We start from the raw sequence: 12288 nt of genomic DNA, 5'->3' as shown, positions 1-12288 counted from the left end.
CAAAAAGGCCTTAAGAAAAAAATTTCTCCTCCGATAAAAAAAATAAAGCCTGAGGAGGGGGAATTAAATGTCAATTCTACGGTGGAAATTTTAAAAAGGAAAGGGGGTGAGACAGGTGCAGAAAACGAGCATCTTCTTTTTTACCTTATTAATTTTTAGCATCACAACACATTGTTTTGCCGGCGATGAGGCTCTATTCGTGGCCAAGTGTGGTGCATGCCATAAAAAGGGAGGAAAGGCCGCGCCAGTAAATCCTGCAGATAAGGCCGGTAGAGTATGGGAAAAGTATTTCAAAAGAAATAGGCATCGTGTGGACATTTCCAAAAATATTTCCACGGAGGAATTGAGTCGAATAATCAATTACCTCAAGGGCCACGCAGCAGATAGCGATCAGCCTGCTGCAGCAGTAATTCCAAGATAGCCATACTTTTTGGCATATCTGGGGATTGATAAGTCTTTTTAAGGGGAGAGAGGTATTTAAGAAGACAGTTATCAGCCAGCTAGCCTATTAATCCCAAAAAGTAAAGGAGGAAACGTACTATGAAATGTAATGGATTTATGTTCAAGCTGGCCCTTGCGTTCTTACTGATAGTATTTAGTGGAGTTGATTTAGTCTATGCCCAAAAGATGGTCACAATTCCAGAAGAGGCCTATAAGGCTATTCTTGAGAGACTTGACGCACTTCAAAAGCGAGTAGATAAGCTCGAGAAAGAAAAGGCCGATGCCGCAAGCATGAAGAAAAATTTAGATGACATATACGACACTTTGGACCAGGTTGAGACCAAAACCATTAGAGATAGGATCAATTTTGGGGCCGAAGTCCGTACACGTGTAGATAATTTTTATTTTAGAGGCGTATATTTCAATCCTTTTACGGGAAGATTTGAAAAATACATAAAAGACCACAAGGATAATCACTGGACCTCCAGGTTTAGACTCAATCTAGATGCAAAGATTACAAATGGTCTTTTTTTTCATGGTAGGCTTTCAGTAATGAAAAACTGGTCAGATAATGACCCCCAGGCCTTTTATACTGACTTTAACAGGGGACACGGAGCTGGAGAGTCAACGGATGTCCAATTTGAAAGGGCATACATAGATTGGATAGTTCCAAACTCACCAATTCCTCTTGCCATCACATTTGGTCGCCATCCCTCTACAGAAGGTCCACCTGTAGAATTTAAGGAGAATCGCTTGCGCCAATCTACATATCCTGCCCTGCTTTTTGATGGTGAAACAGATGGCATAGTGGCAACTATTGGCTTGGAGAGGTATTTGGGGCTAAGAAATTCTGGGCTGAGATTCGCCTATGGAAAAGGTTTTCAGGATGATGACGACCTAAATAACTTCCTTGATACCAGGAGTGGATTAGATGACACCAATTTTATGGCAGTATTTTTTGAAAGTGAGATACCTCAGCTGCCCCGGAGCCTGATGGTTTTTAGCTACATACGTGGATTTGATCTCGTTGATAATCCTCTTGGTCCACAAGAAAATGTTGGAGACATGGATCTTTGGGGAATTCATTTCCAGGCTCAGGATGTCATGAATAGCGGACTTGATGCCTTTTTTTCTTGGGGACTCAATAAAAGCCATGCAGGTGGCATTACATTCGAAAATAGCCCTATGGGACCGGTCCAAGTAGGTTTACTCACAGATGATGGAAGAGACAATAAAACAGGCTGGGCTATTTACGCAGGCTTAAGATATACCATGCAGATCAAAAGGCTCAATAATCCTAAAATTGGCTTTGAATATAACCATGGAAGTCAGTATTGGTTTACTTTTACTCAGTCGAGTATTGAGTTCTACAACAAGTTAGCAACTCGCGGAGATGTTTATGACGTTTATTATATTCAGCCTGTAAATAGATATCTATTCATGAGGCTTGGCTATACATATATTGACTATGATTATTCACGAAGTGGAATTCATTTAGGAAAGCCCGAACACTCTGATGACATACTTACCGACTTTTACTTCCTGCTTGATTGCCGTTTTTAGAGGGCAATATGAGGCAGGGAGATGGTAGAGCCCTGCCTCGTGTCCGTTCTAGCTCTAAAAGGGGTGCCAATATGATTGCATTTAGGTCTATTTCCATAAAATACAGGCTGATCGGATTTGGTGTGTTTGTTCTCACTACGGTCTTATTCATAGGATCATATAGTGTCATAAAGCTCAAACAACTCAGTTTAAATGGTATTAGAATGAATGCTTCAAGCGAAGAAGTAGTAAATGGATTGAAATCCACAAGAGATATCGGGGAACTCAGGAGATTTACTAGCGAATTCCTTAGCACCGGTAGCAAAGGGGCCTATAAAAAGGTCATTTTGGCATCTAAATCACTGGAAGACAGAATTCCACAGGCTCAGAAGCCAAATCTCAAGGCCTTCCTAAAGGATATGGAATTGCTATCTGTAAGAATGGAGAGTTTTTGGAACAATAAGAGGCTGGTCCATGAAGCAGAGGCACAGATAGTTGAAGGGATAAAAACGGTCTTAAAAGAATGTCGAGGGGACAGTGTCTGTATCTATACACTACAAAATGCCCTTAACGGCTTTAAGGCATATCAGTCCATTAGCTCGGGCCTATTAGAAGGGGCAGAGGAGTTTGATTCTAATGCAGTGACCAAAATAGTGGATGCTGTAACGGCGGATTTGAGCAAGACAAGGCAAAATGTTCAGGGTCCTTTAGCTCATGCCCTTTCACAACTCGAAAATAGTTTTTTCGACCTAGACGATGCAATAAGTACTATTGTAGCCATTGAGAAAAAAGTAAAATCAAAACGTGAGGATGTACTCAAAAAGCTCGGACTGCTGGACCAAGCAATTATGAAATCCAGTATTTCAGCTGGAGAGTTGGCCTCGAGGCTAGCAAAAGAAGGGGAGCAAATTTCAAGTAAAGCCTTTGTGATTACCGTGGTTATTGGCTGTACAAGTTTTACCCTACTGTTGGCCTTTGGATATTTATTTTACAACTCCATCATTACACCACTTCAAAAGATATCAGCAATACTTGAGGTCATGGCAAGAGGCGATCTCAGGAATCGAATTGACATTGAAGGCAATGATGAATTCACAGAGTTTTCCAGAAATTTTAATGTGTTCTTAAACAATATCTCTACCCTGGTGGGGCATGTAAAGGGTGCTTCTGATTCAGTTGGAAGGGAGGCGAAGGAACTGAGCCAGATGTCGGATAGGATGGTGTATGAGGCCAATGGGGCTGTAGAGGCCTCGCAGGAAGCCCATAATCAGATTCAGGAGGTAGCAGAATACGTGCATCACACCAGTACAATGGTAGACAACCTAGCTCAGGCTACAAATGAAATAGCAAATAATACTGCCAGTACCGCATCACTCTCTGAGAGTCTTGAAGGGCAAATCCAAGGTACGCGAAATATTATAGAGAAACTCAGTGAGCACGCAAAAGACATTGGGGATGTAATAGAATTAATCGGTTCAATTGCAGAGCAGACCAATCTCCTAGCCCTCAATGCCACTATTGAGGCGGCCAGGGCAGGCGAGGCAGGAAAGGGGTTTTCAGTAGTTGCCAATGAGGTTAAAGAGCTTGCAAAACAGACAGCAGATGCCACAGATAAGATTTCGCCTATTATTGTGGCGATCCAGAAAGGGGTGGAAGAATCAGTGGCCAGTATTAACGAAAGCGTATCTGCAGTAAATGTCCTTAAAGATTCAGCAAATACAGTTGCTTCGGCCGTAGAACAACAGACTGCCACTTACTCTGAGATCAATGAACAGGTGCAGATAATTAATGAAAGAGTTCAATCAGTAGAAGAAAAGGTAGAACTTCTTGCCAAGGCGGCTGAGGAAAATCTGGCTGAATCTAGGATACTTAAAGACAGGGCAACTGTGCTCAAGGAAAACTCTGAGGAGTTAAATGTACAAATTTCAGGATTAATTGTATAATTTCGCTATATAGTATGTGTTTTTTGTCGAATGGTTGTCTTAATGGATTTTAGTTAGATGAGGAATATTGTTTCGGGCTATAGCCGGAGAACGTATGGCTAGGATTATTGTAGTCGATGACGTCAAAGACGCCTGCCTTCTACTAAAGAAGATCTTGGAGCGCAAAGGTCATGAAGTCTTTACCTTCACTGATGAGGATGAGGCAATAGAGTTTGCCTCTCAAAATCCTGTGGACCTTGCAATACTTGATATAAAACTAAAGCGAATGATTGGAGTGGAACTCCTGGCGGAATTGAAAAAAATCCTGCCCAGCCTGAAGGCTGTGATGCTAACCGGTTATCCAAGCGTTGAAACTGCAAGGGATTCGCTTAAGAAGGGGGCTTCCGAGTATCTGGTAAAACCTGTTGATAAACACGAACTTGAAGAGACTGTAGAGGCAGTACTCAAAGAAAAATAAAATGTCTTTACCTGAGTTTTTGAGGGGCCTTGGACGGGATATCTTTGATTCTGCCTTAAGGTTCAAGAAAAAATATCAAATTTTCATTGATCTCCTGTCAAAGGATAGGCGATGCCATGATCTCATGGCCGAGCTTCAGCAGATGCAGGATTTAATTCCACCGCCGGAATTTTCACGGCTACTAAAGACGTATCAGAGCTTCTCACTGGAACTATTCGGACTGATCGAGGATTTCACAGAGTTATGTCCTAAAGAGTCAGAAAACATTAGGTTTTTTTTTACAAAACTCGATAAATACTGCCGTTTTATCATTGAACCTAATAGGCCAGTGTTTGATCCACCCTTTTGCCTCAGTAACGAAGAAGTGGACGAAGATTCCATAGGGTTGATTGGTGGAAAAGCAAAGGGGATCTATGATCTTGGTCAAAAAGTTGGGGTAACAGTCCCAAGATGCGCGTTTGTGACCACCAGTGCTTTTTTTTACATTTTGGACCAAAATAATCTGATGGAGCCTATCAACGAGGTCCTATCGAAGATCGATTCAAAAGATCCACATTCCATTGAGCTCTCTTCAAAAAAGATACTATCCCTTTTTCATGATCTAAGAGTTCCCCAATCTATAATAGATGTAATTGAAGAAAAATTGCCAGGCAGTAATACGGGTCTATACGCCTTAAGGAGCAGTGCCAGTTTCGAAGATTCTTATTTTAGTTTTGCAGGCCAATACAGAAGCATTTTAAATTGTAAACCATCAAAAATAATCAGCTCATATCTAAAGGTTATTGAGAGCAAATATAGCCCCAATGCCATTTTTTATCGGGTCAATGCCGGCTTGGCAGATACTGACACCCCAATGGCGGTGATAATAATGGAGATGATCAATCCAATTGTAAGTGGGGTTGCATATAGTATAGACCCTGACCGGATAGATTCCAGCCTAGTTAGGATATCCGTTGTAGATGGCCCTGGAGATGACCTAGTTGGGGGTAAGAAGATTCCTTTTACAATATATGCAGAGAGGGGAAGGCCTATATTTAAGGATGGCTCTTATCCTGTCAGGATAATGTCTTCTTTTGAATCCATAATGGATCTTCCCCTTTTAGTTGAAAAGATAGAGGGATTTTTTGGAGTACCTCTAGATATTGAGTGGTGCGTGGATGAAAAGGGCACACTCTACTTTCTCCAGGCAAGACCGCTCAGAGTCGATAAAAAACACAATTTTACATGGGAAAAGCAAAGATACGTTAGTGAAAGAGTCCCAATTCTGGAAGGAGGCGAGCATATCTATCCAGGCTGTGCAGTGGGACGAGTTTTTATTGCCTCTGGGACCCAGGATTTACACAGGGTTCCGTACGGGGCTATACTTGTTTCTGCCAATGCATTTCCAGAGTTCAGCCAGATAATAGGAAGGATAAAGGGAATTATTACTGAAAGGGGGGCCATAACAAGCCATCTCGCCACAGTAGCCAGGGAATTTAAGGTGCCTGCTATATTTGGCATAAGTGGTGCGACAAAGGTATTAAAAACAGGAGATCTCATTACCTTATATGTGGAGGAAAACAAGGTCTTCAAAGGGACTTCATCGGACATTTGTAAAGAAGTTGAAAGGCAAGCCAAACAGGAAGGTATATCTCCAATAGTATCTCGCTTAAGGGCCCTACTTTCCCTTATTACTCCACTTACCCTTACTGATCCAGATGACCCCAATTTTAGGCCCGAAGGCTGTAGAAGCCTTCATGATATATTACGCTATTGCCATGAGAGGGCAATGCAGACGATGTTTGGCCTTACTAAGGACAGTCCCAGCCAAAGATATGTTGTAAAAATTAGGCTTCCCATCCCCCTATCCATATATTGCCTTGATTTGGAAGGCAGTGCCCTAAAAAAGGGCATTCACAAAGAGAGACAAATATCCCTGGATGAAGTCCCTTATGATCCGCTTAAGGTATTGTTGCGCGGCCTTTGTCATCCCAAGATAGAGTGGACAGATAGGCATCATTTTGATTGGAGTGCCTTTGATGAAATGGTTCTTTCCGGTGCCTTTCCTACGAAAAGGGATTCTATACTCTTTGCCTCGTTCGCTATAATCTCCAAGGACTATTTGAACTTAAACTTGAAGTTTGGATATCACTTTACAGTGGTTGACTGTTTTTGTTCGGAACATCTCCAATCAAATTATTTGTCAATCAAATTTGCAGGAGGTGGAGGGACTGAGGTTGGTAGGATGCTGAGGCTTAGGTTCATAAAAGAGATACTCGAGAGTTGGGGATTTTCTACAGGGTTCAAGCTGGAAGAGCTAAGTGGCAGGATCACAGGTGTTGGAAAAGAGGATCTCATGGACCTCCTTGAAAAGTTGGGACAACTCTTAGGTTATACCAAGTTACTTGATTTGCATTTGACTGATGAGATACGCCTTAAAGAGGCATTTCAAAAATTTGAGGAGGCCTTTGGTTGACCAACTATGAATTGACTTGGATAACTCCTCAGCTCGCTGTGGGGCATGCCCCAATGAGTTATGAGGATCTTGATGCCATTAAAAAACAAGGGATAAATGCCGTAGTGAATCTATGCGGAGAGTTTTGCGATCTTCACGAAATAGAAGAGGAATTTGGTTTTGATGTTTATTTCTTACCTGTCCCAGACGAGTGGGTCCCAGACATGGATTCCTTGGAAAAGGCATTGGAATGGCTGGATGAGGCAATTTATCTTGGCAAAAAGGTTTTAGTGCACTGTAGGCACGGAATAGGGAGAACAGGGACCTTTGTGGCGTCATACCTTTTGAGAAGGGGACTGGGATTAAAAGAGGCAGAAAGGTGCCTTAAAGGCACCAAGGCAGTTCCTTCAAATTATTATCAGTGGAAGCTTTTACGAAAGTATCAAAAAAAGTCTCCTCCGTTAAAGTTGCGAGAGCCATCTATTGAGCTAAAGAGCGAAATAGATTTGAGAGCTTTTTTTTCAGAATACGAATTCTTAGTGAGGGAGGTGGAAAAGAGGCTGGTTAACTCACCTGGCGACCATGACAAGCGCGAAGATACGGGAATCTATTGCTGTAGAGAACGCTTTCAGTTGGAGTTTATTGAGACGCTATACCTGAGTAAGAAGATTAATACAGAAATTTCCCTTGAGATGCGAAAAGAGGTTGTTTTAAGGGCCACGAAATGCAGAACAAAAAAAGACCATGACTTTGTCTGCCCCCTTTATATGGACGAAAGATGTATCCTCATGGATTACAGACCTATCAGGTGCAGGGCTTTTAAAAAAGCAATGGTGGGCCCTCAAGAGATTGTAGTTAAAGAGGTATTGAACAACATATCACGCCAATGCTTTTTTTCTATTTCAGGGGGCTTGTCCGCAAAGGAAGGGTTAAAGTTTTGGATCGACGATGTATGCTCAGGGAAGTTTGTCCAGTCTTATTTTAGGTTCCTACTCCTAAAAGAAAAAAGCGCCTAAAATAAAGAGGCCCTTGGGCCCAATACAGACATGCGTCAAATTGGGCCCAAGGGCCTAGGCTTTAATCTCTTTTAAATGTTAGTTGGCCTTAAGCCCCCTTTCGGGCCTTGAGAAGCTATGGCACCAAGAGCAATCATATTTCTTTGATGCAACATGCTTATCATGGAGTGCATAAAATGATATATTTGCTGGGTCTTTGTATCCATGGCACTGGGTGCAGAGGGTTCGTGAGTCCGCCTTGGGGGCGTAACCAAGTTTCCCTTGTAGATCCATTCTAGCAGTAGAACCATGGCAATCAGTACAATTTAAGGCGAATTGCTTTGGTGGAACCTCGTGGGTGATGAGCTGGAATGTCTCTGTTTCGACCCACTCATAGGGTTCATTTTCGCTCAATCCCATGTTCTTCAAACCTGCTTTAGTAGCAAGGTCTGCATCTCCGGTCTGGAAATAAATGCTGGTGTCAAGGGCTATCAACTTGTTCTGTGCCGGAGCAAAGGGCTGGAGTGCAGTTTTGTATTTGAATGGATAGATCTTAGCTCCGCTTTCATTTGGGCTACCATTTGGCATAGAAGTGGGGATCTTGCCTGTCTCTGGGTCATAAATGACGTTTTCAAAGAGGGTATAGGCATAGCTGGTCTTATTCCACCACTTGTACACAGGCATGAGATTGCCAGCCATTGTGGGAGTTGGATGAATTGCCCCTGACGGTGTCTGGTGTGGTTCAAGCCAGTTCCTAAATGCTTCGGTTTTTTCAGATGCCGGAGTGTCTTTGGCATCGCGTGCGTATTCAGGAATGTGGCAAGTCTGACAGGCAACCCGTGCAATGTGCCTATTAATTGTTGGGTCGTGGCCAGTGCCATTTGCCTGAGGTGTATGGCAGTTGCCGCATTCTACTGGCATGTCGAGTTCTGTTGGTCTTAGATCAGAACCCCTTCCTGCTATCTTGTGGTTTTGGGTGATATGACAATCCTGACATTTGAGGTTTGCTCCAGTCGTGGACATGTGGACGTCAAATTCTCTGTCTGAGGTGTTTGAAAGGGCAAAGGGCATGTCACCCCTTTTAAAATTGTCTCCACCGCCTCCGAAGGCATGACACTGCAAGCAGTTTTCTCTCTCAGGGAGGTGGACAGTTTGAGCAGCCTCTAGGATGCTGATATTCATTTTTGAGCTATCAGGTACATATGTGCCGTTTACATTGATTCTCTTATATTCTTTCTGGTGACAAATCAGGCAATCTATGTTTTCAAGCTGTGCCTGGGTAGGGTTTGGATCAGGTCTTTGCCCGAGTCCAATATGGCATTTGTTACAGCCATTCCAGTTCCCCAGGATATTTATGCAGTAGCTGTTGACCCCGACATCGAGTTTACCCTGAACATTTGGGCCGTTTACGACATTAACTGCATCTCCGAGCCACTGATAATGGACAGAAGAGTGGACTTCCTCTGCTTTGTCTAGGTGACATCCAATACAGGTGCTCGTTCCATTCCAGGCAGTTATAAAATCATGGCTTCCTGTTACACCGACTCCCCCTGTATTGGTGGCCGTATTGGTCTGGGTATTGTTTCCGGTTGAGCTGGTAGGCTCTTGGGGTGTCTGGCCTACATCAGAGCCGCTTCCTGTGTCTGCCTGGGGCTGTGAATTGTCATTAACCACATCTTGGTTAGAAGTCCGGGAATTCACAGTAAATGTTATCCGACTTTTGAATTTTTTTTCTTCTTCTTTTTCGTCTTCCTCATCTCCGTCTTCCTTGCCGACCTCGGCTTTGAGCTTTAAACGAACTGACCAAGTCCCTTCGGGGTCGTCTTCCTTTATTTTGTAGGCAAATGAAAAGACATTTTCCGTCTCCTCTTTGATTTTAAACTTTGCCCTTTTTTTATTATTGGGATCTTTTAGCACAATTTTTGCCTCGTCGATAAATAGTGCTTTGTTTTGGTCATTGGTTAGTTCCAAAATCACTTGCACCACTTCGCCTTTGGTGTAACTGTCTTTGTCAGTAGTAAAATTGATCGCGACATTGGCCCATGCCGCCTGCCCCGCAGTCGCTCCAAACAAGATTAGCAGGACGAGTAAAAGGAACTTTTGCTTCATTATAGTACGCCTCCTTTAGTAATATTTTAATGTTTTTAGAAAGCTAAAAACTGGATAAGCAAGACTTATACCAAAAGGGAAGGTTTTAAAAAATGTCTTATATCCTACTGTTTTGTTTAGAGAAAAAAGCTAAAGGAGGTCGAGGGACAATGTTTTTGGGACCAGTTATTTTAGAAAAATATACAAAAACTTTTAAAAAGTTTTTTAGTTTCATTTATTGACATATAATCAAACGTTTGTTTAAAATGATTGTATGAAAAATTCAGATACCCGCGAATGCATACTTGATGCTTGTGAACGTCTTTTTGCCGATAAAGGAGTAAGAGAAACCTCTCTCAGGGCCATTACTGGGACTGCAGGAGTCAATATTGCATCTGTTAATTATTATTTTGGCTCAAAAAAGGGGCTTGTGGAGGCAGTATTAAAAAGACGCCTCGATCCCTTGAATTCTGAAAGGATCAGGCGTCTGGAATACATCAGGAAAGAAGCGGAATTGAAAGGTACTAGGCCATCAGTGAGAGAGATTATGAGGGCCATTTTTGAGCCTATTCTCTTGTTTAAGGAAAACACTGAACACTCGGAGAACTTCTTGCGATTTATTGCTAGGTCCATGACTGATCCTGATGAGACGGTCAAGGCAATTTTTTTAAGGGAGATAAGGCCCGTGTTCGAGCTAATGTTTGAGCTTTTAAAAAAGGCCTGTCCCAATACACCTGATGACGTTTTGTTTTGGAAGATTCAATTCTCGCTAGGTGCCATGGGGCATTCTCTGTGGGGTTTTAGAAGGCTGAAAATGGTGCCAGAAGGTATAGATACAGATATTACTTCACATGAGCTCCTTGAGCTGTGGCTTGACTTTGTAACTGCCGGTATAGAGAATGGTATATGATTTTGGGTTCGGGTTTTAAGAGAATCTCTTCGCTTGTGTTATTGTCGTTTGTGCTCACCAGTTGCATGCCTAGTAGACCGATGCAACCGAAACCACTAAAACCCATTCCTTCGAGCTTTAATTGGCACCACTTGGATAACTCTCAAGGATCTAAAAAAATAAGGCCCAAATTGACTTACACTACAGATAAATGGTGGGAGATCTTTGAAGACGATACGCTAAACTCACTCATTGAAATCGCGCTTAAAGAAAATCTTGATATTAAAGAGGCTGTTCAGAGGCTCCAGGGAGCAAGGGCTATTGTAAAGGGGGCAAGATCAGCTCTTTTTCCTTCAATAACTGGAGGTTACGATCTCTCGAGGTCAAGTCGGCCAGGTTTTTTCGGTAAAGATATTGGTACAGATTATACAATTAACCTTGCAGCTGGCTATGAATTGGATCTGTGGAAAAAGTTTAGAAGCAGTGCATCTGCGGCTCAGTTCGAACTCGATGCTACGAAAGAGGACTTGGATGCCCTGGGGCTTGTCATCAGCGCAAATGTAGCCTCTTCATATTTTCTGTTACGTGGACTCTTGGAACAAGAAGAGATTCTAAAGAATGAGATTGAAATCGTTAAAAAGAGAAAGGCTATTCTTTCAGATAGATATAGACGAGGGCTTGTTGATTCATCTGTGATTTACAGTGAAGAGTTGAGGCTAAGAGGGCTTAAGGCAGAACTTCTTGATCTTTTGGCAAAGATTGAAAAGGAGAAAAATGCCCTATGGCTGCTCCTTGGCGATTATCCCCAAAAAGGATTTCCATTCAATCCAGGGCCACCCAAGAATCTGCCTCAAATCCCTCCAGTAGGAATACCCATTAAGGTTGTTGAAAAGAGGCCTGATGTAAGGGCTGCAGCACTTAGAGTCCGCGTGCAGGATGAAAGGGTCCATGAAAAAATCGCAGAAAGATTTCCTACCCTTGGACTCAATCTAAATTATGGACGATCAAGAAACGCATCGAGTTTTGGGATAATCTCCGGAATTTTTTGGACTGTCGCCCTTGATGTGGCAATGCCAATATTTGATGCAGGCTTTAGGAGCTCACAGGTAGAGAGAGAAAAGGCGGAGTTAATGTCCGCTCTCATTGGGTACCAGCGAAAGCTCATGCAGGCCATACGAGAGGTAGATGAGGCACTATATATGAATTGGGTGCAAGAAGAGAGGTTAAAGGAAATGGAAGCCCTGTACGATGCCAAAAGATCCCTTTTGAAACTGGCAGATTTTCAATATGAGAGGGGCACTGTCGATGCCATTAGGGTACTTGAGAACAGGTTGGAGATCCTCAATGCACGGCTTTCGGTCTCTCAAAACCGTACCAACATATTCTTGGACAGAATTGGGCTTATAAGGGCCATGGGAGGGCGTTGGTGAATTCAAACACTTACCAACTGGGATTTCCAGTAATTAAGTCGAAATACCCTCTGTGATGGGTAACTAGTG

The 12288-nt window shown here is 42.6% G+C and carries 9 protein-coding genes; 8 read left to right on the top strand and 1 reads right to left on the bottom strand.

The features are described from left to right. Nucleotides 1-115: 115 nt before the first annotated feature. The 6 genes from DBT_RS05475 (at nt 116) to DBT_RS05450 (ending at nt 7833) form a co-directional block, all read left to right on the top strand. Nucleotides 116-421, top strand: a complete 306-nt coding sequence (locus DBT_RS05475; protein WP_067617481.1) for a hypothetical protein — start codon at nt 116-118, stop codon at nt 419-421. Nucleotides 422-540: 119 nt separating this feature from the next. After that, nucleotides 541-2004: a DUF3373 family protein gene (locus DBT_RS05470; RefSeq protein ID WP_067617478.1), complete on the top strand. Its 1464-nt coding sequence runs from the start codon at nt 541-543 to the stop codon at nt 2002-2004. A gap of 71 nt (nt 2005-2075) precedes the next feature. After that, entirely contained in the window at nt 2076-3926 is a 1851-nt protein-coding gene (locus DBT_RS05465) for a methyl-accepting chemotaxis protein (protein ID WP_161939918.1), read from the top strand. A gap of 94 nt (nt 3927-4020) precedes the next feature. Continuing rightward, complete coding sequence (locus DBT_RS05460; RefSeq protein WP_067617472.1) at nt 4021-4383, top strand: response regulator; 363 nt, start codon at nt 4021-4023, stop codon at nt 4381-4383. A 1-nt stretch (nt 4384) separates the two neighbouring features. Continuing rightward, a complete protein-coding gene (locus DBT_RS05455; RefSeq protein WP_067617469.1) occupies nt 4385-6838 on the top strand; it encodes a PEP/pyruvate-binding domain-containing protein in 2454 nt (817 codons plus the stop codon). Next, nucleotides 6835-7833, top strand: coding sequence for a protein-tyrosine phosphatase family protein (locus DBT_RS05450; protein ID WP_067617466.1), 999 nt, complete (start codon nt 6835-6837; stop codon nt 7831-7833). Before DBT_RS05455 ends, DBT_RS05450 begins: the two co-directional genes overlap by 4 nt. A 78-nt stretch (nt 7834-7911) precedes the next feature. Here the strand turns inward: DBT_RS05450 and DBT_RS05445 are convergent, their stop codons facing one another. Beyond that, a complete protein-coding gene (locus DBT_RS05445; protein WP_067617463.1) occupies nt 7912-9921 on the bottom strand; it encodes an MG2 domain-containing protein in 2010 nt (669 codons plus the stop codon). A 253-nt stretch (nt 9922-10174) separates the two neighbouring features. Here DBT_RS05445 and DBT_RS05440 point away from each other — a divergent pair, with 253 nt between their 5' ends. Both DBT_RS05440 and DBT_RS05435 read left to right on the top strand, forming a co-directional pair. Then, nucleotides 10175-10810, top strand: coding sequence for a TetR/AcrR family transcriptional regulator (locus DBT_RS05440; RefSeq protein ID WP_067617460.1), 636 nt, complete (start codon nt 10175-10177; stop codon nt 10808-10810). After that, nucleotides 10807-12219 carry an efflux transporter outer membrane subunit gene (locus DBT_RS05435; protein ID WP_067617457.1) on the top strand — a complete coding sequence of 471 codons (1413 nt, stop codon included), beginning with the start codon at nt 10807-10809 and terminating at the stop codon, nt 12217-12219. Before DBT_RS05440 ends, DBT_RS05435 begins: the two co-directional genes overlap by 4 nt. Nucleotides 12220-12288: the final 69 nt, after the last annotated feature.

Source organism: Dissulfuribacter thermophilus (assembly GCF_001687335.1).
Classification (GTDB): domain Bacteria; phylum Desulfobacterota; class Dissulfuribacteria; order Dissulfuribacterales; family Dissulfuribacteraceae; genus Dissulfuribacter; species Dissulfuribacter thermophilus.
The sequence above is the reverse complement of the archived record's forward strand: the minus strand, read 5'-3'. Positions and strand labels throughout refer to the sequence as shown.